The sequence below is a fragment of the Pseudomonas sp. CFBP 13727 genome (genome assembly GCF_014841915.1).
GTDB lineage: Bacteria > Pseudomonadota > Gammaproteobacteria > Pseudomonadales > Pseudomonadaceae > Aquipseudomonas > Aquipseudomonas baltica.
In genome coordinates this window covers 410,102-435,039 of sequence record NZ_JACYUT010000004.1, presented here as the reverse complement: position 1 = coordinate 435,039, position 24,938 = coordinate 410,102, and the positions used below count along the sequence as shown (strand labels likewise).

Sequence of the window (24,938 nt, the reverse complement as noted above, 5' to 3'; positions counted from 1 at the left end):
GAAGAAGCCCGCCCGGACACTGCAAGAACAAGGACAAAACCTATGCTGCAAGTCGACCAGCTTCACCAATACTACGGCGGCAGCCACATCCTGCGCGGCCTGTCGTTCGCTGTGAACATCGGCGAAGTGACCTGCCTGCTGGGGCGTAACGGCGTCGGCAAGACCACCCTGCTCAAGTGCCTGATGGGCTTGATCCCAGCCAAGCAAGGCAGCGTGGCCTGGGAAGGCAAGCCGATCACCGCCTTCAAGCCACACCAGCGGGTGCATGCAGGCATCGCCTACGTGCCCCAGGGCCGCGAGATTTTCGGCCGCCTGACGGTCGAGGAAAACCTGCTGATGGGGCTTTCACGCTTCCCCGGCAGTGAGGCTCGCGAAGTGCCGGCGTTCATCTACGAACTGTTTCCGGTGCTGCTGCAGATGAAGCACCGCCGCGGTGGCGATCTGTCCGGCGGGCAGCAGCAGCAACTGGCAATCGGCCGGGCGCTGGCCAGCCGACCACGGCTGCTGATTCTCGACGAGCCCACCGAAGGCATCCAGCCGTCGGTGATCAAGGAGATCGGCGCGGTGATCAAGCAACTGGCCGCGCGCGGCGACATGGCGATATTGCTGGTCGAGCAGTTCTATGACTTCGCCGCCGAACTGGCCGATCAGTACCTGGTCATGTCGCGCGGTGAAATCGTTCAGCAGGGTCGGGGTGAAAACATGGAATCGGAGGGTGTACGCGGCCTGGTAACCATTTAATCTGCCGCGACCCGAACAAGAATGAAGGCCATGAATCTACCCGTCACTTCCCTCCCCTACACGCCGAGCTGGCACGCCCGGCTGGAGCTGGGGTACGCGCGGTTCGGCGACAGTACGCGCCCGACCCTGCGCCGCCATTTCGGCCCATTGCGGGTGCAGAAACACCTCTATGCCGAAGGGCCCGAGGTGTGCCAGCACATCATCGTGCATCCGCCTGGCGGCATCGCCGGGGGCGATCGGCTGGACATCAGCGCCCAGGTGCAGGCCAACGCCTGGGCGCAATTGACCACACCGGGCGCGGCCAAGTGGTACCGCGCCAACAGCCCTGCCTGTCAAAACACCGAATTGCATGTGGCCGCGGGCGCCACGCTGGAATGGCTGCCCCAGGAGACCATCGTCTACAGTGCCGCCCAGGCCGAACTGGATACCCGTATTTACCTGCAGGGCGATGCCCGGTTGTTCTATTGGGACATCGTCGCCGTAGGGCGACCGGCGGCAGCCGAGCGTTTCGACCAGGGGCATTTTCAGTCGCGGCTGGAAATTCGCCGAGACGGCGAACTGCTGTGGCATGAACGCCAGCGCATCATCGGCAACGATGGCTTGCTCGACTCGGCCGTGGGCCTGGGAGGCAAGCCGGTGTTCGCCACTTTGCTGGTGACCGGCGAGATCGACCCGGCCCTGCTTGAACGCTGCCGGACACTGCCGGCGCGCGTACGCGGCGACCTGAGCCAATTGCCGGGGCTGCTGGTGGCACGCTGCCTGGCCGACGAGGCACTGCATGCGCGCGACTGGCTGATCGGACTGTGGACGCTGTTGCGCCCGGCCATGCTCGGCCGCGAAGCGCTGGCCCCGCGGATCTGGAGCACCTGATTGAATCTGCCAGCCCTTTCGCGGCCGCTGACCGCTCCTACAAGCGATCTGCCGGGTACCTGCCTGCGGCAGCCGGCCACGCCCACAGGCGATCTGCCGGGTACCTGCTTGCGGCAGCCGGCCACGCCCACAGGCGATCTGCCGGGTACCTGCTTGCGGCAGCCGGCCACGCCCACAGGCGATCTGCCGGATACCTGCTTGCGGCAGCCGGCCACGCCTACAGGCGGTCCGCCGGGTAGCCGTAGGAGCGGCCAGTGGCCGCGAAGAGGCCCTCACTGCCAACCAATATTCTGAAGGAACACCCATGGACCTGACACCCCGCGAAAAAGACAAGATGCTCATCTTCACCGCCGGCCTGGTAGCCGAGCGCCGTCTGGCCCGTGGCCTCAAGCTGAACTACCCGGAAGCCATGGCGCTGATCTCCGCGGCGCTGCTCGAAGGCGCCCGCGATGGCCAGACGGTCGCGCAATTGATGCACTACGGCACCACCCTGCTCAGCCGCGAACAAGTCATGGAAGGTATTCCGGAAATGATCCCGGAGATCCAGGTGGAAGCCACCTTTCCCGACGGCACCAAACTGGTCACCGTCCATCAACCCATCGCCTGAGGCACGCCATGATTCGTGATGCAACCGAGCGCGACCTGCCTGGGATCTGCGCGATCTACAACGATGCAGTGCTCAACACCACGGCGATCTGGAACGAGAAGCCGGTCGACCTGGCCAACCGTCAGGCCTGGTTCGAGGCGCGCCAGGCGCAGGGTTATCCGATCCTGGTGGCAGAGGAACAAGGCGAGGTCACTGGCTACGCATCCTTCGGCGACTGGCGACCTTTCGAAGGCTTTCGCTACAGCGTCGAGCACTCGGTGTACGTGCGCAACGACCAGCGCGGCAAAGGTCTCGGCGCGCGTCTGATGCAGGCGCTCATCGAGCGTGCTCGCGAGGGCGGCAAATACGTCATGGTGGCCGCCATCGAAAGCGGCAACCAGGCATCGATCCATTTGCACGAGCGCCTGGGTTTCGTCACCACCGGGCAGATGCCCCAGGTAGGCATCAAGTTCGGCCGCTGGCTGGACCTGACCTTCATGCAACTGGCGCTGCAGCCAGGCGCCGAGCCGCCCCAGGCCTCAGCTTGAACCACCGTCTTTCTTCGCTTCGAGGAGCTATTTCATGATTCCTGGCCAATACCGGATCCAGCCTGGCGACATCGAGCTCAACGTCGGCCGGCGCACCCTCAGCCTGACCGTGGCCAACAGCGGCGATCGGCCCATTCAGGTGGGGTCGCACTATCACTTCTTCGAAACCAACGACGCCCTGCATTTCGACCGCCCGGCCGCTCGCGGCATGCGCCTGAACATTCCCGCCGGAACCGCCGTGCGCTTCGAACCGGGGCAGAGCCGCGAAGTGGAACTGGTGGACCTGGCCGGCTTGCGCCGGGTATATGGCTTCGCCGGGCGCATCATGGGTGACCTCTGACCCCACAGGGTCCATACACAACTGAATTCCAGGGCATACCGATGAAGATTTCCAGACAAGCCTATGCCGACATGTTCGGCCCGACCGTCGGTGACAAAGTCCGCCTGGCCGATACCGACCTGTGGATCGAAGTGGAAAAAGACTTCACCACTTACGGCGAAGAAGTGAAGTTCGGCGGTGGCAAGGTCATTCGCGATGGCATGGGCCAGGGCCAGCTGCTGGCCGCCGAAGTGGTCGACACGCTGATCACCAATGCCCTGATCATCGATCACTGGGGTATCGTCAAGGCCGACGTCGGCCTCAAGGACGGGCGCATCGCCGCGATCGGCAAAGCCGGCAACCCCGACATCCAGCCGGACGTGACCATCGCCATCGGCGCCAGCACCGAGGTCATCGCCGGCGAAGGCATGATCCTCACTGCTGGCGGCATCGACACCCACATCCACTTCATCTGCCCGCAGCAGATCGAAGAAGCGCTGATGAGCGGCGTCACCACCATGATCGGCGGCGGCACCGGGCCTGCCACCGGCACCAATGCGACCACCTGCACCTCGGGGCCGTGGCACATGGCGCGCATGCTCCAGGCCGCCGATGCCTTCGCCATGAACATCGGTTTCACCGGCAAGGGCAACGCCAGCCTGCCCGAGCCGCTCATAGAACAGGTCAAGGCCGGGGCCATCGGTCTCAAGCTGCACGAAGACTGGGGCACCACGCCGGCCGCCATCGATAATTGCCTGAGCGTGGCCGATCAATACGACGTGCAGGTTGCGATTCATACCGACACCCTCAACGAGTCGGGCTTCGTCGAGACCACCCTGGCTGCCTTCAAGGGGCGCACCATCCACACCTACCACACCGAAGGCGCTGGCGGCGGCCACGCTCCGGACATCATCAAGGCCTGCGGCTTCGCTAATGTACTGCCCAGCTCGACCAACCCGACCCGGCCGTTCACCCGCAACACCATCGACGAGCACCTCGACATGCTCATGGTCTGCCACCACCTGGACCCCAGCATCGCCGAGGACGTGGCCTTCGCAGAGAGCCGCATTCGCCGCGAAACCATTGCCGCCGAAGACATCCTGCACGACCTCGGCGCGTTTTCCATGATCAGCTCCGACAGCCAGGCCATGGGCCGGGTCGGCGAGGTGATCACACGCACCTGGCAGACCGCCGACAAGATGAAAAAACAGCGCGGCGCGCTGCCCGAGGACGCCGAGGACGCCGAGGGCAACGATAACTTCCGCGCCAAGCGCTACATTGCCAAGTACACCATCAACCCCGCCATCACCCACGGCATCAGCCATGAAGTGGGTTCGATCGAGGTCGGCAAATGGGCGGACCTGGTGCTCTGGCGGCCGGCGTTCTTCGGCGTCAAGCCGACCTTGATCCTCAAGGGTGGTGCCATCGCCGCCAGCCTCATGGGCGACGCCAACGCCTCCATCCCGACGCCGCAGCCCGTGCACTACCGGCCCATGTTCGCCAGTTTCGGTGGTTCGCGACACGCCACCAGCCTGACCTTCATCAGCCAGGCCGCGCTGGACGCAGGCGTGCCCGAGCAATTGGGCTTGAAGAAGCAGATCGCGGTGGTCAAGGGCTGTCGCTCGGTGCAAAAGACCGACCTGATCCACAATGGTTACCTGCCCGACATCGAGGTCGACCCGCAGACCTATCAGGTCAAGGCCGATGGCGTGCTGCTGTGGTGCGAACCGGCGGATGTGCTGCCCATGGCGCAGCGCTATTTCCTGTTCTAAGAAGCCTGTTCTAAGAGGCCTGTTCTCAATGCGCCGTGCCGACAAGGCTGTCCCGGACAGGGCCAGCCTAACTATGTAGGCCGTAACCCCCCGGCGGATTTTCTATGGTGCAGCTCCATTCGATCCAGGAGCTCCCCCATGACCGGCGCCACCCCGCTATCGGCCGAAAACGTCAGTGCCATTGCCGACCGCTACTACGCGAACTTCCCTGACCTGCGCGAGTGCGCGCGGGACTGGGGCATCAAGCTGCTCAAGTTCCATACCCACCTGGATCTGGATCCGGACACCGTCTACTGGCACGACTTCGACAACGCCCAGAACAACCCACGCGCCTTTACCGGACAGCAGCACATGGGCAAGCCCAAGGAAACGCTGACCGTCACGGAGCTGGTCCTGCGCCGGTTCAAGACGTTCTATCAAGTGAACTTCGACCTGCTCGATCAGATGTCCGGGTTCTATACCGTCCAGCAGGCCGGGATCTACAACGAAACCAATCAGGTCCCCCTGGCGCCCTCGCAGATCATGAAAGCGTTCTGGGCCACGGATTTCTCCAGCCACTACAAGAAGCGCCTGGACGCCTTCCTGCGTGACTATGCCGATGACGGCCGCGTGCTGATCAAGATCCTGTTTTTCAGCTTCAGCTGGAATGCCTACAACAGCGGAGCGCTGAGCAATCGGGAGCTGAGGCTAGTGTTCGACACCCTGGCCGGCCCCATCGCAGGACCGCCGACCCTGGAGGACCTGAAACGGCTGCACACGGCTCGCACCCAGGCAACGGTCAAGAGTTTTACCCTGGGGGACCTGACCTCGTTCGACATACTGCGCATCACCACCGGCAAGGGCCCGCAGATCCTTTACATCCCTGCCGCCTGGTTCCGGGTCTTTCACAATGAACAGCAGATGTACGAGTGGGTGGCCGAAACGGCCGCCCACGAGCAGGGCCGTGAGCGCCTGATCGCTCACTTCGACACCCCCGGAGAGTCGATCCTGCCACCGCGGGGCCTGCTGCTGGCGACCCTGGAGCGCATCCGTACCACGCCATGGCAAGCCGGGCAGCGCCTGCTCAACGGCAACGCGACGACGATCGACAAGGACGTGTTCAGCCTGCTGTTCGATACGGTGGGCAAACGCCTCAAGCTCGATGCCAGGCAACTGTTGAACGGCAATCACGAACTGCGCAGGGAGCTGTTCCTCGTCGACCTGGAGGCATTCATGCGCATCGTCACGCCCATGGCACCGGCGGACCCGGCAGTGGCCCTGGTGGCCGTGGCGGCGGGTTCGATAGCCTTTGGTACGCACCTGGCGAACGCCGTGCACGGGACCGTACCCAAGGCCCGTCAAGCGGCCTTCAAGGCGGCGATCCTGGATGCACTGAACATCCTGCTGGATATGCCGCTGTTGCGCGGCGTGGGCGACGAAGCCATCGCCGAGCTGGGAAACTTCGAGGAGCTGGGCGCCGCGCTCGACCTGGACAGCACTGACCTGGCTCAGATCGACCGCGTGACTCCCGGTGGTTCGCCCCTGGACCTCATCGCCACGGATGAAGACCTGACCGGATTGCCGGAAGGCACCGGCATCTACCAGGGCGTGTTCACCAACCCCGATGGCCAGCACTACATTCGCCTGGAGGGCAAGATCTTTCAGGTCACCCACATCGACTCGCTGGAGCGCTGGGTGATCGTCGATCCGATCGCCCCCGAGCAGATCACCGGCAGCTACCCCGTGCAGAGAAGCTGGACCGGCCATTGGGAGCTGTTCACCATGACCGCCCCCGAGAACCTGGCGGCCAGCACCGACGCGCTGGCCGCATTCGACACTTCACCTGGCTTTCGTGACATCACCGCCATGCTGGTCAATCCCGGCGCACATCAGTTGATGACCGGGCCCATCGACAGCGTGCTGCGCACCGCCCGCTCACAGCTGATCGAGTTGCGCACGAACCTGGGCAAGGAGGCCGAAGCCTTCTTCCTGACCTCTACCCCACAGCACAGCCCACGCCTGCCGGCGGTGAGCACCACCATGACGCCCAAAGAGTTTTTCACTCAGGTGTATGCCAGCAATACCGGGGTGGTGGTCAACGAGGCCAGGAATGCCGTCGGCAGTTGCCAGCTGTTGATCAAATACATGTCCACGCTCAAGGCCCAGCAGGTCAAGACGCTGTACGTGCAAGGCCTGCTCAAGGATCTGCACCAGGACCTGCTCGACCGCTTTCACGCGACCGGGATATTGGGCCGCGATCTGGAGAAGAAGCTGCGTGACCTGCACAACCGTGGCACCACCCTGGACAGTGGTCGCTACACCCTGCGCCAGGTGCTGGTGGAAGCGCGGCGCCAAGGCATAAGCGTGAAGGCCCTGGACTGCGCCGCCAGCCTGTCCACCGACGGCCTGAGCAACCCGGCGCCTCATCTGCAGCAACGCCTGCGGGTTTACTACGCGTACAAGCGCATCGAAGCGCTGCAGAGCCTCAAGCCCGAGGAAAAATGGCTGGCGCTGACCGACCAGACCGTGGCCAACCACTATAGCCGCACACCAGGCCTGGCCAATCTGATCGGAACCCCAAGCCTGCGGGTCAAGCTGGTGGACGGCGATCAGCCATTGCGCTTCGGCCTCGATACCGGGGAAGTGCTGACCCCCGGGCTGATACCGATTCGCGGCGACATCAGCCTGAAAATGCCAGCGGCCGGCAAAGGGTCCGGCATCGAGGCATAGCGGTATCAGCGTCCCCAGTTCTCGCGCGGGTCGAACTCGGCGTGCCTGGCCAGCTCGGCCCAGGCCGCGCGAGTGGATTCGTCGGCCTGCGTGGGCATCACCACTTTCAGCTGGGCGAACAGGTCGCCGCGGCCGCCAAGCTTGTTCTTCAGGCCCATGCCTTTGACACGCAGGCGCTGGCCGTTCTGGCTGTCCGGGCGAATCGTCAGGTTGATCCGCCCGGTCAGCGTAGGCACCGCGACCTTGGTGCCCAACGCCACTTCCCAAGGCGCCAACGGTACCTGGATGACCAGGTCGGGAGCGTCCACCTCGAACAGAGGGTGGGCCGCCAGACGCAAGGTCAGGAACAGATCGCCGCTGGCACCGCCCGCAACGCCGGGCGCGCCCTGGCCCTTGAGGCGCATGCGCTCGCCGTCGGCGACGCCTGCGGGAATCTTCACGTTGAGGTTCTTGACCACATCGGTCAGTCGCTGGCCAGCGGCGCTGTACTGCGGCACCTTGAAGCTGATCTTCTTCGATTCCTCGGCCAGGGTTTCCTCGAGCGACACGGTCAGTTCCATTTCCACGTCCTGACCCTTGCGCGCTGCGCTGCGCTGTTGACCGCCACGGCCGAACGGATTGCCACCGGGATCACCACGAGCACCGCCGTTACCGAAGATGGTGCTGAAGAAATCGGAGAAATCGCCTGCGTTCTCTTCATGGAAACCACCGCCACCGCGACCCTGCCAACCGGGCGGGCCCTGGAACGGACGGCCATGCTGGCCATACTTGCGCAGCTCGTCGTATTCGGCGCGCTTGTCGGCATTGCTCAGCGCCTCATAGGCCTCACTGGCCTCCTTGAACTTGTCTTCGGCGTCCTTTTCCTTGCTGACGTCGGGGTGATATTTGCGCGCCAGCTTGCGGTAGGCGGTCTTGATCGCCTTTTCGTCCGCTGTCGGCTCGACGCCCAGAATCTTGTAATAGTCTTTGAAATCCATCTAAGCATCACCATCAATGAGCGAATGCGCGCCGCTCGCGCCTACTGGTCGGACTCGGCAACGCATGGGAAGTTTATCGGCTGCAGGCCACTGGATGTGAACAGTGGGTTGTACAGCGCGGTCGATGGCTAGAAGGTTGGGGCCGCCGGCGCGCTTTCAAGGCGGTCGCAGGCCTTGATTCTGTACGCAACTGGCATACACTGCGCGGCCGTTTTTTGAACAGACCCGCCTTGCCATGAAAAACGCATCCCCGGCCCGCGCCTGCGGCATCGACTTCGGTACTTCCAACTCCACTGTCGGCTGGCACCGCCCGGGCAGCGAGACGCTGATCGTCCTGGAAGACGGCAAGATCACCCTGCCCTCGGTGATCTTCTTCAACTTCGAAGAGCGGCGTCCAGTGTACGGGCGTCTGGCGCTGCACGAATACCTGGAAGGCTACGAAGGCCGCCTGATGCGCTCGCTCAAGAGCCTGCTCGGTTCCAAGCTGATCAAGCACGACACCAGTGTGCTGGGCACGGCGATGCCGTTCAAGGACTTGCTGGGCCTGTTCATCGGCGAGCTCAAACAGCGCGCCGAAGCCAACGCCGGGCGTGAGTTCGACCAGGTCGTGCTGGGGCGACCGGTGCACTTCGTCGACGACGACGCGGCCGCCGACCAGGAAGCCGAAGACACCTTGGCCGAGGTGGCGAAAAAGATCGGCTTCAAGGACGTGTCCTTCCAGTTCGAGCCGATTGCAGCGGCGTTCGACTACGAGTCCACCATCGAGCGTGAGGAGCTGGTGCTGATCGTCGACATTGGCGGTGGTACCTCCGACTTTTCCCTGGTGCGCCTGGCGCCCGAGCGACGTGCGCTGGACAACCGCGTGGACGACATCCTGGCCACCGGAGGCGTGCACATCGGCGGCACCGACTTCGACAAGCAGCTCAGCCTGCAGGGCGTCATGCCGCTGTTCGGCTATGGCAGCCGGATGAAGAGCGGCGCCTTCATGCCGACCAGCCACCACATGAACCTGGCGACCTGGCACACGATCAACTCGGTGTACCTGCAGAAGGCGCAACTGGCCCTGGCCAGCATGCGCTACGACATCCAGGACACGGACGGTATCGACCGCCTGTTCAAGCTGATCGAGCAGAAAGCCGGGCACTGGTTGGCGATGGAAGTCGAGGAAACCAAGATCCAGCTGACGCAAGCTGCCGGTCGTCACCTGCCACTGGACCGCATCGAGCCGGGGCTGAGCGTGGAGCTGAGCCGGGCCTTGTTCGAAGCCGCCATCGACGGCCTGCTCGAACGGGTGCGTGGCAGTGTGTCCGAGTTGCTGAACCGGGCAGGCGTGGGCGTTGAGCAGGTCGACACAGTGTTCTTTACCGGCGGCTCCAGCGGTATCCCGGCCCTGCGCCATGGCGTGGCGGCCATGCTGCCCAACGCGCGGCATGTGGAAGGCAATATCTTCGGCAGCATCGGCAGCGGCCTGGCCATCGAGGCGCGCAAGCGCTACGGCACCGAGTAAGGCAGGTCTGGCCTCTTCGCGGGCAGAGCCCGCTCCCACAATGCCCATTCCTACAATGCCCATTTCTACAATGCCCATTCCCTCAATACCTGTGGGAGCGGGGCGGGCGGCGAGCCCTCTTCGCGGGCAGAGGCCAGTGAACCCTAGACCAACTGCGCCTGCCTCAACTCACTTTTCAGATAGGCATAATAGATCGGCCCCGCCACCACCCCGGGCAGCCCGAACGCTGCCTCGAATATCAGCATGGCCAGCAGCAGTTCCCATGACTTGGCGCTGATCTGACCGCCCACGATCCGCGCGTTGAGGAAGTACTCGACCTTGTGGATCAGTATCAGATAGCCCAGCGCCGCAACCGCCACCCAGATCGACAGCGACAGCCCGACAATGGTGATCAGCGTGTTCGAGATCAGGTTGCCGATCACCGGCAACAACCCGAGCAGGAAGGTCAGCACGATGAGGGTCTTGGTCAGCGGCAGCTTGATCCCGCACAGCGGCAACACCACGGCCAGGAAAATGGCGGTAAAGAAGGTGTTCAGCAGTGAAATCTTGATCTGCGCGAAAACGATGTTGCGAAAGGCTCGCACCAGCAGGGCCAGGCGGTCGAACAGCGCCGCGGCCAATGGCTTGCGGTTTTCGGGATCGGGGATCGCCTGCAGGGCGATGATGGCGCCCAGTACCATGCCGATCAGCAAGGTCACGAACATGTGCGCCGCATCCTTGCCCACCAGTTGCAGATCACTCAGGTGCTTGCTCAGCCAGCCGCTGATAGCCACCCGAAACTCGGCGGCACTGGCCGGCAGGTAGGCGTCGATGAAAGGCGGCAACTGGCCGCGAGCGCGATCCACTACGCCCATGAACTTGTTCAGCGAAGCACCGGGGTTTTCTGCCTCGTGCAGGATGAAACTGATGACGCCGGCGAACAGCAACGCCAGGCTGCTGACCACCAAGGTGCCCAGCAACGCCACCGCCACCCACCGTGCACGCCGCCCGGCAATCAGTCGCTCCAGTTGCGGCGTGAGCATGTTGACCAGTTCGAATACCAGCAGGCCAGCCAGCAAGCTCGGCAGCAAGCGCATCGGCAAGACCAGCAGAAGGCCGCCGAACACCAGAATCCAGCTGGCGATCAGCACTTGACGCGAAGAAAACATGGGCATAAAGCCTCAGCAGCGAGCGATTCGAAAGGACAGGCAGTCTGCCAGCGTTGTGAGCGAAGGGCCAGTAGGCGGACGCATGCCGAGCCCCGGCTAAATTGCGTCATTTGTTTTCCGCTACAGCCCGTCTTCAACGGCTCCGCAGACGCTTTGCTGCCTGAAAGATTTCAGAACTATCGCGCGGTCGATGCGCTCAAAGCATCACGGGGCCACTCACGGCCCATCGAAGGAGCGACTCCCCATGTACAAGCAATCCTTGGCAGCACTCTTTGCCGTAGCCGCGCTGGCTGGCTGTTCATCGAACACCACCGTGCAGAACCCGGTGGACTTCGTGACCTACCGTGACGCGCCTCTGGTCAAGCAGGTCGAGAAAGGCATGACCATGCAACAGGTGCTGGCCATCGGCGGCACGCCTTCGACCGTCGTTGCCGGCACTGCGAACTCCATGTACGGCACCTGCAATAACTACATCCTGACCCGTGAAGGCCATCAGCAGCCTTACTACGTGAGTTTCGACAGCTCTGGCCACGTCGCCACCAAGGGCTTCATGACTTGCGAGCAACGCAAGCTCAACGAAACCGCACCGTAACCCTGCCCCAGGCGGCTGACGAAAGGCCCTCCCCGGGCCATTTGTAATAAAACTTTTCGTCGCCGCCACGACTCACATCTGTGTAGCGAGACTTCTGTACCGATCCCGCCGGGCCCCGAATTCGGGGCAACAGAGCGCGACGGCCAAAACCGTATAGCTGGAGACGAACATGATCGACCTAGAAACTTCCAAATTGACTCCCGTCGATGTACTGCGTGCCCGTGCGCGCCAAGGTGTCGAGAACGGCGCGGTCACCGAAGGCTACGACGCCAACCGCGAAGAGATCATCAAGCTGCTCAACAGCTCGCTGGCGACAGAGCTGGTATGCGTGCTGCGTTACAAGCGCCATTACTTCATGGCCAGTGGTTTAAAGGCCAGCATTGCGGCCGACGAGTTCCTCGAGCACGCCAAACAGGAAGCCGAACACGCCGACAAGCTGGCTGAACGTATCGTGCAGTTGGGCGGCGAGCCGGAGTTCAACCCGGACCTGCTGAGCAAGAATTCCCACGCCCAGTACGTGGCTGGCAACAGCCTGAAGGAAATGGTCTACGAAGACCTGGTGGCCGAGCGGATCGCCGTCGACAGCTACCGCGAAATCATCCAGTACATTGGCGACAAAGACCCTACCACTCGCCGTATCTTCGAAGACATCCTGGCTCAGGAAGAAGAACACGCCGATGACATGGCGGACATCTACGGCTCGCTGTAACAGCCTGCCGCGAGTCCCAAGCCAGAACTCAGGTTCTGGCTTTTTTGTGCCTGACGGCCGCGTCAGCGGAGATGTGTTTCAACTGATACACCGCAGGGCCCGTTTCGCGGCCGATGACCGCTCCTACAGGAATACCGCGCCTGCTTGTAGGAGCGGTCCGTGGCCGCGAAGGGCGCGCCTCAATTCACCTGATACACCGCAAGGCCCGTTTCGCGGCCGATGACCGCTCCTACAGGAGTACCGCGCATGCTTGTAGGAGCGGTCCGTGGCCGCGAAAACACGATTCGGCTCAACTGACACACCGCGGCGACTGCTTCGCGGGCAGAGCCCGCTCCCACACAGGTGCGGGTCATTCCGGGGGAGCCGCCTTCCAACCGAGCCTCAGGAAGCAGGCACGGTCTTGGGCGCCTTGCCCGACTTCATCTGTTCGAGCAATGGCGTGCACTGGTTCGGCTCACCGCCACTAGGCGCGACCAGTGCCAGCAACCCGGCCGCCGGCCCGATGGTAGCGCCCAGCGCAATCATGCCCGCGCCGCGCAGCAGCAGTGGCACGGCTTGCACCCCGGCATTGGGCTTGGCGAACGGGCCGCGCACATACAACGGCGAGCGCAGCGACAGCAGGCGGAAACCCTTCGATTCCGGCGATATCTTCAGGTCCAGTTGTTCCTGCTTGAAATTCACCGTGCCGTCGACGTAGATGATCGCGTTCTCGGTATCGAAAACGAACAGATCGGTGCTGGCCAGCCCGTTCTTGATGCCCAGCGAGGCCGCCGCACAGTTGATCTCCACTTCCTTGTCGCCGAAGATCTTGCCCACCAGGTAGTTACCGACATTGAGCCCGGCAATCTCCATCAGGTCACGGCTCACGGCGCCATCATTGACCAGCATCTTCAAATTGCCATCTGCCGAACCCAGTAGCGCTGCGACTGAATTACCGGTACCGGTGATGTCGGCATCGCCGTTGAGCTGGCCGAAGCTGGTGCGCATGGGTTCGAACGTGGGAAACAGCTGCTTGAGCTGAAACCCGCGGGCGGTCAGTTTGGCCCTGCCCTGCAACGGCGTAGTGCGCCCGTTCAGCGAGATCTGTGTATCCAGCTTGCCGCCGGCCACGCCAAAGCGCAGAGGTTCCAGGCGCAGGTTGCCGTCGTTCAACACCACATGGGTGTACAGATCGGTGAACGGCAATTCTTCGCTGTGGACGATCTTGCGTCCGGTAAATTCGACATCGGCGTCCATGGCACGCCAGCGGTCGGTCCTGAACTCTTCGACTGGCAACACCTTGCCGGTGGGTTGCTTGCTTGCGCCGCCACGAGCCTTCTGCTCGGTATTGGAGTCAGCGCCGATCAAAGGCTTGAGGTCGGCAAACAGCAACTGGTTCGAGACCAGCGCGCCGCTCAGCTTGGGCCTTGGCTGACTGGCGACGAAGCCCAGATCACCATGGATGTCGCTGTTGCCGATCTTGCCGTTGAAGCCTTCATAGCGGAACGACGCGCCGCCGGGCTCGTGCAGTTTGACCAGCAAGTGCCCGTCGGTTTCGTACGCAGGCGAATCCGGCAGGGTCACCCCGGTCAGTGGATACAGGTTGCCCAGGCTGCTGCCACTCAGGCGCAGGCGCAGGTCCAGGGCACCGAGATTGCGTGGGTCGGTCAGGGTACCGGCAACCGCTGCGCGGGTATCGGCAATGCGCACGTCAACCTGCACTGGAAACGGTCGTGTTGCATCCTGCAGCGCCAGCAGCCCGCCGATCTTGCCCGACCCCGACAGCGGCAGGTCCTTGTAGCGGCCATCGACCTTGAAGCCGAAGGCATAATCCTGGGCACTGGCGCCCTGGTCGGCGACTTTCTTGGCCGCACCGCTGCCGACGATATCGCTGAACGCGATGGGCTTGCCCAATGGATCGATCAACACCTTGACCGAGGTCTTGAGCGTCTGGTCGTCGAAAGCCACCACGCCTTTGTCGAAGCCGATGGCACCGATGTCCATGACCCACTTGGAGGGCTCGGCATCGGGGTCTTTTTCGTCGAACTGAAAGGTCCAGTTGGCGCGTCCATCCGCCAGGCGCTGCAGGGCTACGTCGGGCCCGGTCAGGTCGATACGCGGTATGACCACCCGCTGGGCCAGCAAAGGCAGGGGCGAGAGACGAAACTCGACCTTCTGCAGGCTCGCCATCTGGGGCTTCTGCGACCAGTCGGGGTTGCCCAGGGTGATGTCCTGGGCGACGAAGCGCGGCCATGGCACCCAGGCACGCCAGCCGCCCTCATCCGTTTCGCGCTGCCAATGCACAGCCAGGTCGCCATTGATGGCGAAAGGGCGATGCAGGGCCTCGGACACTTTTTCGTTGAGCGTGGGCTTGATTCGATTCCAATCGAAGGTGGCGATCACCACCACCAATATCACCAGCAGGACCAACAGGCTGCCCAGGGTCCAGGCGATGATTTTACGTGGGCGCGTCATTGCGGGCTCCTTGAGACTGCGTGCTCCCGCGAGCACAGGGGGTGCTACCTAACAAGGGTAGGACTGATAAACGCCTCGAGGGTTTAGTTTTTGGCTTTTTCGAGCCCGGACGCGAGCCGCTTCAACGGCGGATGCGTTGTGCCTGATGCAATGCGATGAACCCGGACGCGGCTTGCGCCGCTGCTACAGGGATCGCGGTCTACTCCCTGTAGCAGCGGCGCAAGCCGCGTCAGCGGTGCATGCGATCTGCCTGATACAACGCGGTCAACCAGGACGCGGCTCGCGCCGCTGCTACAGGATTTCAGCGTCGCTCCTTCATCGACGTTACCGATGGTGACGCTCGACAACGGTGCTCAGGGCCCGAGAATTCACTGTGCTGGTGCACTGAAACCCTCGATCTAGAGCCCTCGCGGCAAAACATCATTTTCGTTGATTGTTACCATTGCCTTTATGAACTTTTCTATCGAATTTCAAAGAGTAGCATTGGCTCTGTACCCAATTACTGCCCTCCCAAGGAGCGCCACCATCATGAAACGCCAATTGCTGCTTTCCCTGACTCTCTCGGTCCTCGCTGCCAACGCCTTCGCCATGCCAGCCGCCGATCAAAGTGTTTCCGCCGAACTGCGTTCCAGCGCTGCCAGCTTCAGCCAGCCCTACCTGGCGGAAGACGGTTCCGACCGCACCCCACAAGGCGCTGTCGCCGAGAACGGCTCCGACCGCACGCCACAGGCCACGTTCGCTGAAGACGGTTCGGATCGCACCCCACAAGGCACCTTCGCCGAGAACGGCTCCGACCGCACGCCACAGGCCACGTTCGCTGAAGACGGTTCGGATCGCACGCCACAAGGCACCTTCGCCGAGAACGGCTCCGACCGCACGCCACAGGCTACTTTCGCTGAAGACGGTTCGGATCGCACCCCACAAGGCACCTTCGCCGAGAACGGCTCCGACCGCACGCCACAGGCCACTTTCGCTGAAGACGGTTCGGATCGCACCCCACAAGGTACCTTCGCCGAGAACGGCTCGCAGCGTCTGCTCGATCGTCAAGACCAAGCCAACGCATGAGGCAGCGGTTTGAGGTATCCGACGAAGCCCGGCCTCCCCAAGCCGGGCTTGCCACCTCCGCGTAATCCATCGCTGCACCCGCTTGGTTCGACGCCCCGCCTGTCAATTTGCTAGAGTTCTTCGCTGTCCTTCACAGAAGCTCCGTCGATGTTGCCTCGCGCCGAACAGAAACAGCAGACCCGTCTCGCCCTCCTCGAAGCTGCACGCCAACTGATGGCGGCCGGTCGAGGCTTCGGCAGTATCAGCCTGCGCGAAGTCGCCAAGGCTGCTGGCATCGTACCCACCGGTTTCTATCGCCATTTCGACGACATGGATCAGCTCGGCCTGGCCCTGGTCAACGAAGTCGACGCCACGTTCCGCGCCACACTGCGCCTGGTTCGTCACCATGAAATAGTGGTCGGCGGCCTCACGGCGGCTTCCGTCCGCATCTTTCTCGACGGAGTGGCTGCCAATCGCCCGCAATTCCTGTTCCTCGCCCGCGAGCAATACGGAGGGTCCCTGCCCGTGCGCCAGGCCATTGCCACTTTGCGCGCCGGCATCAGCGCCGACCTGGCCACCGATCTGGGGTCCATGCCCAAATGGCAGCACCTGAGCAGCGCGTCACTGCAGGTGATGGCCGACCTTGTCGTCAAGGCCGTGTTTGCCACGCTTCCCGAACTGATCGACCCACCCGCTGCCGACCTGCCAGCCCACCTGACCCCCGAGGCGAAGATCAGCCAGCAACTGCGCTTCATTTTCATCGGCGCCAAATACTGGAAAGGCCTCAACCAATAACTCGCTCGCCTCGAATTGGTGCACCTCACGCCGCTACGCACCGCACCAGTGCATTGCGCCGAGCCTCGTTCATCCTGATCCCGCAGCCCCGTTAGCTCACTACCGGTTGGCAAGACACTTGCTCTGCATTGGCCACTGCCCTTCAATGGAAACGTCCAATGCTGGTTATCCATCGCAGAATCGCGCCCGCAAGCCAATGGGCAGCCGAACTGCACCTCAACTTCGAAGCCCGCAGCAAGAGTCGCCTGCGCTGTTTCAGTGCCGAAGGTGAAGACGTCGGCCTGTTTCTGGAACGCGGTCAACCTCCGTTGCACGACGGTGAATGCCTGCAGGCCGAGGACGGCCGCGTGGTGCGGGTCTGCGCGCGTCCCGAGGCGCTGCTTCATGTCACCTGCAGCAGCGCCTTCGAGCTGACTCGCGCCGCCTACCATCTGGGCAACCGCCACGTGGCCCTGCAAGTGGGTGACGGCTGGCTGCGCCTGCTCGACGACTACGTGCTCAAGGCCATGCTCGAACAACTCGGCGCCCAGACCCAGCCCCTGCTGGCACCTTTTCATCCCGAACATGGCGCCTATGGCGGTGGTCATCACCACTCGCGCCATGGCGAGGAAGACTTCAACTACGCGCCCAAACTGCACCAGTTCGGCGTGCGCACGTGAACAACGCCTGGGCCCTGCTGCGCCTGGCCAGCCCGCAACTGCCGATCGGTGGCTACAGCTACTCGCAGGGCCTGGAGATGGCCGTGGAAAACGGCACGGTGACCGATGCGCAAAGCGCCCATCGCTGGATCGCCGACCAACTGCTGCTCAACCTGGCCCGTTTCGAGGCGCCCCTGCTGCTGGCCCACTGCGTGGCTGCCGCCGAAGAGGACTGGGGACAACTGCTGGAGCTAGGTGCCGAACATCGCTCGAGCCGCGAAACCCGCGAGCTGCAACTCGAAAGCCGGCAAATGGGCTATTCGCTCAAGCAACTGCTGCTCGGCCTTGCCGAACTGGACATTACGGCCCGCCACTATCTGGCTCAGATCGAAGAGCCCCACCTGGCCCTGGGCTGGGCACTGGCCGCGCGCGCCTGGAACATCCCTGCGCAGGACGCCCTTGCGGCCTGGCTGTGGAGTTGGCTGGAAAACCAGTTGGCGGTGCTCATGAAGACCCTGCCCCTGGGCCAGCAGGCTGCTCAGCGACTTACCACACAACTGCTGCCGACGCTGCAGCAGGCCCAGTTCGCAGCCACCGAACTGGATCCCCGACACTACGGCAGCGCCGCTTTCGGCCTGTCATTGGCGAGCATGGCCCACGAGCGCCAGTACAGCCGCCTGTTCCGTTCCTAGGAGAGTCACCATGAATACCCAACCCCTGCGTGTCGGTATCGGAGGCCCGGTAGGCTCTGGCAAGACCGCGCTGACCCTGGCCTTGTGCCTGGCCCTGCGCGAGCGCTACAACCTGGCCGTGGTCACCAACGATATCTACACCCGCGAAGACGCCGACTTCCTGGTACGCAACCAGGCCCTGGCGCCCGAGCGCATCATCGGTGTGGAAACCGGTGGCTGCCCGCACACCGCCATCCGCGAAGACGCCTCCATCAATCTGGAAGCCGTGGACCAGCTCAACCGGCGCTTTCCGGGCCTGGACCTGATCCTCGTGGAATCGGGTGGGGACAACCTGTCCGCCACCTTCAGCCCCGAGCTGTCGGACCTGACCATCTACGTGATCGACGTGTCCGCCGGCGACAAGCTGCCGCGCAAGGGCGGCCCTGGCATCTGCAAGTCCGACCTGCTGGTGATCAACAAGATCGACCTGGCGCCGCTGGTAGGGGCCTCGTTGGAAATGATGGACAGCGACACCCGACGCATGCGCGGCGACAAGCCGTTCGTCTTCAGCAACCAGAAGACCGGTCAGGGCCTGGAACAGATCATTGCCTTCATCGAACGCCAAGGCCTGCTCGACGCCGCCTGAACCCAGCGCACCCTTGCTCGCAACTACCGTGAACACGACGATAAGGAACAGACCCGCATGACCTTCAAGACGCTTCTCACCTGCGCAGCCCTGCTGCTGACACCGGCGGTGGCCTTCGCTCATCCGGGACACGGCGACAATGGCCTGCTGGCCGGCATCGGTCACCCCCTGGGTGGCCTCGACCACCTGCTGGCCATGCTCGCCGTCGGCCTGTGGGCGGCGCAGCAGCAAGGCGCGGCACGCTGGGCCCTGCCCTGCACCTTCGTCGGCACCATGCTGATCGGTGGCCTGCTGGGTTTTGCCGGCCTGCAACTGCCTGCACTGGAAAGCGGCATTGCCGCCTCGGTACTGGCCCTGGGCCTGGCCGTGGCACTGGCCGTGCGGCCACCGTTAGCCTTGGCGGTGGTGGCCACTGCGCTGTTCGCATTGTTCCACGGCGTCGCTCACGGCCTGGAATTGCCGGAGATGTCCAGCCCGGTTGCCTATGCTGCCGGTTTCGTCATGGCGACCGCAGCACTGCATGCGGCGGGTTATGCCGTCGTTCGGTTCCTGCCAACGGCAGCCGCGCCACTGGTACGCGTGGCCGGTGCGCTGTCGGCCATGACCGGCGCATGGCTGCTTACCGGCTGATCGCGCCAGGCCCCCTGCCCGGGGGCCTTGTCTTGGGCGCCGTGGCCGACACCTGCTACCATGTCGCGCAAAACGTCTCCGATGATCCCGCCAATGCCCGACCCAACGCTGCACGCCGCCCTGGCGGCCACCCAAGCGCACTTTCGCGAAATCGTATTGCCGTTGTGGCAAGGCGCTGGCTTCGATAGCGAACTCGGCCTGCCGTTCGAAGCGGTGAGCGCTGCCGGCCAGCCCTTGCCGGTGCAGCGCTACCGCGCCATGGCCTGCGCCCGCCAACTGTATGTCTTTTCCAGCCTGATCGAGCAACCCGGTGCGCGCGAACACGCCGCCACCCTGTTCCGTTCCCTGCAACGGCATTTCCACGACGCCGAACACGGCGGCTGGTTCTACAGCATCGACGCCCAGGGCCGCCCGCTGGATCGACGCAAGGATCTCTACACCCACGCGTTCATCGTCTTCGCCTGTGCGCACTACTGGGCCAAGGTGCGCGAACCGCTGGTGGAATCGGTGCTCAGTGCCGCCCTCGAGGTCATCGCCACGCGCTTTTCCACAGATGATGGGCTTTACGAAGCCGTGCTCGGCGAAGGCTGGGCCAACCTGGGCACCGGCCCACTGCAGAACCCCTTGATGCACCTGGCCGAGGGCTTCCTGGCAACCTTGGCAGTGCGTGACGACCCACCCACGCAGAGGGCGCTGCAGGCCCTCTGCGAAGCGATGCAGGCGCGTTTCGTGGAGCCCGAACACGGGATCATGCTGGAGAAGCCGCGCGGAGCGGTGGATAACTGGTTCGAGCCCGGTCATCAGTTCGAGTGGCTGTTCCTCGTGCAGACCTCACCGCTGTTGCAGGGCAGTGCGCTGCACCTTTCCCTGCAGCGCGCCTTCATCTATGCACAACGCACGGGCGTTCGGGACGGCGTGGTCACAGGCATGCTCACGCTCGATGGCCAGGTGCTGGACGCCACCCAGCGTATCTGGGCACAGGCCGAATACCTGCGGGCGCTGACCTTGCAGCCCGGTGCGGCGGTGGCCGCGCAGTTGCAGGTGCTGCGCGAGCGCTTCCTGCACCCCGGCGGCTGGCACGAATGCCGCGATGGCACCGGGGTAGTCAGCCGCACGGACATGCCATCGACCACCCCCTACCACCTGCTGACCTGCTACCAGGGCCTGCAGGCGTTCCTCTGACGCCAGGGCCGATCAAGCCTTGCCTGGACGCTCCACGGCGAAGCCGGCCCACGATTGCGTGACCGGCATCACTTCCAGACTGTTGATGTTGATGTGCGCCGGCTGGGTCAGAATCCAGTGGATGGTTTCGGCGATGTCCTGCGGCTGGATCGGATTGGCGCCGGCATAGGTGGCGTCGTAGCGTGCCTGGTCGCCGCCGAAACGCACCAGTGAGAACTCGCTTTCGCACATCCCGGGTTCCAGGTTGGTGACGCGCACGCCGGTGCCCTGCAGGTCACAGCGCAGACTCAACGAGAATTGCCCGACGAAAGCCTTGGTGGCGCCGTACACATGGCTGCCGGGATACGGGTAATTGCCCGCCACCGAACCCAGGTTGACGATGGTAGCCCCCTTGCCGTGGGCAATCAGGCGCGGCAGCAACAGCCGCGTCGCGTAGATCAGGCCCTTGACGTTGGTATCGACCATGGTGTCCCAGTCGTCCAGGTCGCACTTGGGTGCAGGATCGGTACCCAAGGCCAGGCCGGCGTTGTTGACCAACCCGCTGATGCTGGCGAACTCCTCGGGCAACCCGGCAATCGCTGCCTCCATGGCCTTTCTGTCGCGCACATCGAGCACCAGCGGATGCACCCGCGTCTTTGCCGACAGCTCTTCGCTCAGCGCCATCAGGCGCTCTTCGCGACGGCCGGTGAGAATCAGCGACCAGCCTGCCTCGGCGAAACGTCGCGCGCAGGCTTCGCCAAATCCGGACGTGGCGCCAGTGATGAATACCGTGGAAGTCATGCGGGTCTCCTGCGGGGGTAGCCACGGAGCGTGCCCACGCAATGCGCAGGCCGTTCGAACCGTCGCCACCGTGAATGGGGTTTTGCAGAATGCCCGGCGTACGGGCCGTATGCAACTGATCAATAATCGAACAGCGCCCGCAGACCCTTGTGGTTGCGGGTCCCAGTGCGGTTACCCGCAACTTATCCACAAGCCGTTCCACAGAGATTGGGGGCAACTCCCTTCTGCACGGCAACCCCGGAGGCCAAGCTGGCCGGGAGCCATTAGAATTTTTTGGCTTGACCGGTGAGGTGTATTGCGCATGCAGGTACGGCACTGCGTCTGCAGTGGTCATACGACCAAAGGCGCAACGCCAGTGAAACCGCCACTTTTCGAAGTATTTCCAAGGCTTGTTCACAGACTTATCCACAGCCTGTGCGAGTGCTGTCACTCTGATTGGCACGGTGGATAAAACAGTTGACAAAGCCCGTTCGCGCGACTGTCCAACCTGCTGTTCGATTTTTGATCAGCTGACTGAAGGCCCCGTATACCGTGGCCTGCAGAGGTATACCACCAACTTGTCCACAACCGGTTCCACAGCAATTGGGGACAAGCGTGCTTTGTGGCATTTCGGTGACCAACAGTGGTTTTATGTCGCACTTTGACACTGCAGCGAATTTGTTTTCCACAATTGGGCAGGGTGACGAAAAACGCCCCTGACGGGGCGTTCGGCAAGCCTTTCACGTCTGCTCAGTGCCCGCCCAGATACGCGTTGCGCACCTCGTCGTTGCTCAACAACTCACGCCCCGTGCCGGTCAGACGGATCTCGCCGTTGACCATCACATAGGCACGGTCGGAAAGCCGCAGAGCGTGGTTGGCGTTCTGCTCGACCAGGAAGATGGTCATGCCGCCCTGAGCCAGCTCGCGCAGGGTCGAGAAGATCTGCTTGACCACGATCGGCGCCAGCCCCAGCGACGGCTCGTCGAGCAGCAACAGCTTGGGCCGGCTCATCAGCGCGCGCGCGATGGCCAGCATCTGCTGCTCGCCGCCGGACATGGTCATGGCGCGCTGATTGCGCCGTTCCTTGAGCCGTGGAAACAGCTCGAACATGCGCTGCATGTCTTCGCTCGAGTGCTTGTCGCCGATGGGGATGGTACCCATCATCAGGTTTTCTTCCACCGACATGTCGGGAAACACCCGACGGCCTTCCGGCGACTGGGCAATGCCGTTGGAAGCGATGTAGTGGGACGACTTCTGGGTGATGTCGGTACCCCGGTAGATGATCTGCCCCGCACTGGCGCGCGGCTGGCCGAAAATCGACATCAACAGCGTCGACTTGCCCGCGCCATTGGAACCGATCAGGCTGACCGTCTCGCCCTCGTTGATGTGCAGCGAGACTTTCTTCAGCGCCTGGATCGGGCCGTAGTGAACGTCGATCTCCTTCATTTCGAGGATGGGCGTACTCATACCAGCTCCTCCTCTTCGGCACCCAGGTAGGCGGCGATCACCTTGGGGTCGTTGCGGATCTGCTCCGGCCCGCCCTTGGCGATCACATTGCCATGGTCCAGTACCACGATGTCGTCGGAAATGCTCATCACCATGCCCATGTCGTGTTCGATCAGCACCACCGTCATGTCGTGCTCGTCACGCAGCAGGCGGATCATGCCGCTCAGGGCCTCGGTTTCCTGCGGGTTGAGGCCCGCCGCCGGTTCGTCCAGGCAGATCACCTGGGGCCGCGTGCACATGGCCCGGGCGATCTCCAGACGCCGTTGCTGGCCGTAGGAAAGCTCACCGGCCAAGCGGTTGGCGCAGTTCACCAGGTCCACCACTTCCAGCCAGTAGAACGCGGTCTTGATAGCGTCCTCTTCGGCCTTGCGATAACCACGGGTGTTGAGGATGCCTGCCAGCATGTTGCGGTTGACCCACATGTGCTGGGCGACCAGCAGGTTTTCCAGCACCGACATTTCCTTGAACAGACGAATGTTCTGGAAGGTCCGGGCCAGCCCGGCGCGGTTCACCAGGTGAGTCCCGCCGAACATCTTGTACCAGACCCGGCTGGCGAAGCTGCGTGGCGAGACGAAATCGGTGGCCTGGAACGGCTCGCCCAGCAACTTGATGACATTGGTCTTCTGGCCGCGAGCGTTCAGTTCGATACGTCCACCGGTGGCCTTGTAGAACCCAGTGAGACAGTTGAAGACGGTGGTCTTGCCGGCGCCGTTGGGGCCGATCAAGGCGAAGATCGAGTTGCGCCGGACCTGCAGGCTGACATCGCTCAAGGCCTTGATGCCACCGAAATGCATCATCAACTTCTCGACCGACAGAATGACTTCGTTACTCATGGCGTAGTCCCCTTGGCGTCGATCAATGCGCCCTTGACTGGCTTGATGCCGGTACGGCTGATACGGATCAGGCCACGTGGCCGCCAGATCATCATCAGTACCATCAATACGCCAAACAGCAATACTCGGTACTCGGAGAAACTGCGCAGCAGCTCCGGGGCCACGGTCAGTACGAAGGCAGCAATCACCACACCTACGGTGGAGCCCATGCCGCCCAGCACGACGATGGCAAGGATCAGCGCCGACTCGAAGAAGGTGAACGAGGTCGGGTTGACGAAGCCCTGGTAGCTGGCGAAGAACACCCCAGCCAGGCCTGCGGTGGAGGCACCGATGGTGAAGGCCGAAAGCTTGACCAACACGTGGTTCAGGCCCATCGAGCGGCAGGCGATCTCGTCCTCGCGCAGGGCTTCCCAGGCACGCCCTACCGGCATGCGGGTGAGTCGATGCTTGACGTAGAGAACGGCCAGTACCACCAGGAACAGCACGGCGTAGATGAACAGGAATTTCAGGTCGGGGTTGTATTCGAAGCCGAAGTACTCGTGGATCGGCACCCCGCCGTCACGGGCGCGACGACCGAACTCCAGGCCGAAGAAGGTGGGCGAAGGTACCGGCACACCATTGGGACCGCCGGTGAACGACAACCAGTTGTTGAGCACCAGGCGAATGATTTCGCCGAAGCCCAAGGTCACGATGGCCAGGTAGTCCCCGTGCATTCGCAGCACCGGGAAACCCAGTATGCACCCCGCCAGCGCCGCCGCGATCGCGGCCAGCGGCAACGCCGACCAGAAGCCCAGGCCCAGGTACTGGTAGCCCAATGCGAGGCCGTAGGCGCCGATGGCATAGAACGCCACGTAGCCCAGGTCGAGCAGACCGGCCAGCCCGACCACGATGTTCAGGCCCAGGCCCAGCAACACATAGATCAACCCGAGAATGACCACGGTGAGGATGTATTTGTTGGCGAAGATGGGGAACACGATGGCGATCACGATCAGCGCTGGAATGATGAAGCGCAGCCGCGACTTGTAGTCCGGCGGCAGCACGTGCACGCCCGACCCCGAGCTTTCGAAGCTCTGGGAAATGCTGCGGCCACGCGGCGTCTGCAGGAACAGGCTGAGCAGGAAGCGCCCGGCCATCACCGCTGCCACCAGCCAGGCGACGCGGGCCGGTTGCAGGTTGAAGCTGTAGCCGTCGAGCACGATGCCGACGATGGGGCCGAACACGATCAGCGCCAGCAGGCCGGCAATGACCATGTCGACCAGGCTTTTCTTGATATCGATAGGTTTGGCAGTAGGTGCGGACATA

24 protein-coding genes are annotated in these 24,938 nt (G+C 63.1%); 17 read left to right on the top strand and 7 right to left on the bottom strand.

The window, feature by feature from the left end; all coding sequences use genetic code 11:
* The first annotated feature begins 42 nt into the window (after positions 1 to 42).
* The 7 genes from urtE to IFT76_RS15225 all read left to right on the top strand — a co-directional run bounded on the left by urtE (position 43) and on the right by IFT76_RS15225 (position 7,545).
* A complete protein-coding gene (gene urtE / locus IFT76_RS15255; RefSeq protein ID WP_122480328.1) occupies positions 43 to 741 on the top strand; it encodes an urea ABC transporter ATP-binding subunit UrtE in 699 nt (232 codons plus the stop codon).
* A 30-nt stretch (positions 742 to 771) separates the two neighbouring features.
* Positions 772 to 1,611: an urease accessory protein UreD gene (locus IFT76_RS15250; RefSeq protein WP_192059096.1), complete on the top strand. Its 840-nt coding sequence runs from the start codon at positions 772 to 774 to the stop codon at positions 1,609 to 1,611.
* Between the two features lie 304 nt (positions 1,612 to 1,915).
* On the top strand, positions 1,916 to 2,218 hold the full coding sequence (locus IFT76_RS15245) for an urease subunit gamma (RefSeq protein ID WP_049861996.1): 303 nt from the start codon (positions 1,916 to 1,918) through the stop codon (positions 2,216 to 2,218).
* 8 nt (positions 2,219 to 2,226) lie between these two features.
* Positions 2,227 to 2,745 carry a GNAT family N-acetyltransferase gene (locus tag IFT76_RS15240; protein ID WP_192059094.1) on the top strand — a complete coding sequence of 173 codons (519 nt, stop codon included), beginning with the start codon at positions 2,227 to 2,229 and terminating at the stop codon, positions 2,743 to 2,745.
* A gap of 34 nt (positions 2,746 to 2,779) precedes the next feature.
* A complete protein-coding gene (locus IFT76_RS15235) occupies positions 2,780 to 3,085 on the top strand; it encodes an urease subunit beta (protein WP_122480331.1) in 306 nt (101 codons plus the stop codon).
* Positions 3,086 to 3,126: 41 nt separating this feature from the next.
* The gene (ureC, locus tag IFT76_RS15230; protein WP_192059092.1) at positions 3,127 to 4,836 is read left to right on the top strand and encodes an urease subunit alpha; all 1,710 of its coding nucleotides are present in this window, start codon (positions 3,127 to 3,129) and stop codon (positions 4,834 to 4,836) included.
* 138 nt (positions 4,837 to 4,974) lie between these two features.
* A complete protein-coding gene (locus IFT76_RS15225; RefSeq protein ID WP_192059090.1) occupies positions 4,975 to 7,545 on the top strand; it encodes a membrane-targeted effector domain-containing toxin in 2,571 nt (856 codons plus the stop codon).
* Positions 7,546 to 7,550: 5 nt separating this feature from the next.
* Here the strand turns inward: IFT76_RS15225 and IFT76_RS15220 are convergent, their stop codons facing one another.
* Positions 7,551 to 8,522 (bottom strand): DnaJ C-terminal domain-containing protein, encoded by a 972-nt coding sequence (locus IFT76_RS15220; RefSeq protein WP_192059088.1) that lies wholly within the window; start codon positions 8,520 to 8,522, stop codon positions 7,551 to 7,553.
* A 235-nt stretch (positions 8,523 to 8,757) separates the two neighbouring features.
* Here IFT76_RS15220 and IFT76_RS15215 point away from each other — a divergent pair, with 235 nt between their 5' ends.
* Positions 8,758 to 10,029, top strand: coding sequence for an Hsp70 family protein (locus IFT76_RS15215; RefSeq protein ID WP_192055729.1), 1,272 nt, complete (start codon positions 8,758 to 8,760; stop codon positions 10,027 to 10,029).
* Positions 10,030 to 10,172: 143 nt separating this feature from the next.
* Here IFT76_RS15215 and IFT76_RS15210 read toward each other — a convergent pair whose 3' ends face one another.
* Positions 10,173 to 11,183, bottom strand: coding sequence for an AI-2E family transporter (locus IFT76_RS15210; RefSeq protein ID WP_122480336.1), 1,011 nt, complete (start codon positions 11,181 to 11,183; stop codon positions 10,173 to 10,175).
* Between the two features lie 238 nt (positions 11,184 to 11,421).
* On the opposite strand from IFT76_RS15210, the gene osmE reads away from it, so the two are divergent.
* A complete protein-coding gene (gene osmE / locus IFT76_RS15205; protein ID WP_122480337.1) occupies positions 11,422 to 11,769 on the top strand; it encodes an osmotically-inducible lipoprotein OsmE in 348 nt (115 codons plus the stop codon).
* Positions 11,770 to 11,938: 169 nt separating this feature from the next.
* On the top strand, positions 11,939 to 12,478 hold the full coding sequence (locus IFT76_RS15200; RefSeq protein ID WP_122480338.1) for a ferritin-like domain-containing protein: 540 nt from the start codon (positions 11,939 to 11,941) through the stop codon (positions 12,476 to 12,478).
* Between the two features lie 381 nt (positions 12,479 to 12,859).
* On the opposite strand, the gene IFT76_RS15195 is transcribed toward IFT76_RS15200, so the two are convergent.
* Positions 12,860 to 14,932 (bottom strand): AsmA family protein, encoded by a 2,073-nt coding sequence (locus IFT76_RS15195; RefSeq protein WP_192059086.1) that lies wholly within the window; start codon positions 14,930 to 14,932, stop codon positions 12,860 to 12,862.
* 528 nt (positions 14,933 to 15,460) lie between these two features.
* On the opposite strand from IFT76_RS15195, the gene IFT76_RS15190 reads away from it, so the two are divergent.
* The 7 genes from IFT76_RS15190 (at position 15,461) to IFT76_RS15160 (ending at position 20,538) form a co-directional block, all read left to right on the top strand.
* Positions 15,461 to 15,997: a hypothetical protein gene (locus IFT76_RS15190; protein WP_122480340.1), complete on the top strand. Its 537-nt coding sequence runs from the start codon at positions 15,461 to 15,463 to the stop codon at positions 15,995 to 15,997.
* 147 nt (positions 15,998 to 16,144) lie between these two features.
* Positions 16,145 to 16,771, top strand: coding sequence for a TetR family transcriptional regulator (locus tag IFT76_RS15185; RefSeq protein ID WP_192059085.1), 627 nt, complete (start codon positions 16,145 to 16,147; stop codon positions 16,769 to 16,771).
* A 158-nt stretch (positions 16,772 to 16,929) separates the two neighbouring features.
* Entirely contained in the window at positions 16,930 to 17,430 is a 501-nt protein-coding gene (gene ureE, locus IFT76_RS15180) for an urease accessory protein UreE (protein ID WP_122480342.1), read from the top strand.
* Entirely contained in the window at positions 17,427 to 18,101 is a 675-nt protein-coding gene (locus IFT76_RS15175; RefSeq protein WP_185795297.1) for an urease accessory protein UreF, read from the top strand. Before ureE ends, IFT76_RS15175 begins: the two co-directional genes overlap by 4 nt.
* A 10-nt stretch (positions 18,102 to 18,111) precedes the next feature.
* Positions 18,112 to 18,726: an urease accessory protein UreG gene (ureG, locus tag IFT76_RS15170; protein ID WP_122480344.1), complete on the top strand. Its 615-nt coding sequence runs from the start codon at positions 18,112 to 18,114 to the stop codon at positions 18,724 to 18,726.
* 57 nt (positions 18,727 to 18,783) lie between these two features.
* On the top strand, positions 18,784 to 19,356 hold the full coding sequence (locus IFT76_RS15165) for a HupE/UreJ family protein (protein WP_122480345.1): 573 nt from the start codon (positions 18,784 to 18,786) through the stop codon (positions 19,354 to 19,356).
* Between the two features lie 93 nt (positions 19,357 to 19,449).
* The gene (locus IFT76_RS15160; RefSeq protein ID WP_192059083.1) at positions 19,450 to 20,538 is read left to right on the top strand and encodes an AGE family epimerase/isomerase; all 1,089 of its coding nucleotides are present in this window, start codon (positions 19,450 to 19,452) and stop codon (positions 20,536 to 20,538) included.
* Positions 20,539 to 20,550: 12 nt separating this feature from the next.
* On the opposite strand, the gene IFT76_RS15155 is transcribed toward IFT76_RS15160, so the two are convergent.
* The 4 genes from IFT76_RS15155 to livM all read right to left on the bottom strand — a co-directional run bounded on the left by IFT76_RS15155 (position 20,551) and on the right by livM (position 24,937).
* Positions 20,551 to 21,318, bottom strand: a complete 768-nt coding sequence (locus tag IFT76_RS15155; protein ID WP_192059081.1) for an SDR family oxidoreductase — start codon at positions 21,316 to 21,318, stop codon at positions 20,551 to 20,553.
* Between the two features lie 729 nt (positions 21,319 to 22,047).
* Positions 22,048 to 22,764, bottom strand: a complete 717-nt coding sequence (locus tag IFT76_RS15150) for an ABC transporter ATP-binding protein (RefSeq protein ID WP_122480348.1) — start codon at positions 22,762 to 22,764, stop codon at positions 22,048 to 22,050.
* Positions 22,761 to 23,636: an ABC transporter ATP-binding protein gene (locus IFT76_RS15145; protein WP_122480349.1), complete on the bottom strand. Its 876-nt coding sequence runs from the start codon at positions 23,634 to 23,636 to the stop codon at positions 22,761 to 22,763. The genes IFT76_RS15150 and IFT76_RS15145 overlap by 4 nt, the downstream gene beginning before the upstream one ends.
* The gene (gene livM / locus IFT76_RS15140) at positions 23,633 to 24,937 is read right to left on the bottom strand and encodes a high-affinity branched-chain amino acid ABC transporter permease LivM (protein WP_122480350.1); all 1,305 of its coding nucleotides are present in this window, start codon (positions 24,935 to 24,937) and stop codon (positions 23,633 to 23,635) included. The genes IFT76_RS15145 and livM overlap by 4 nt, the downstream gene beginning before the upstream one ends.
* Position 24,938: the final 1 nt, after the last annotated feature.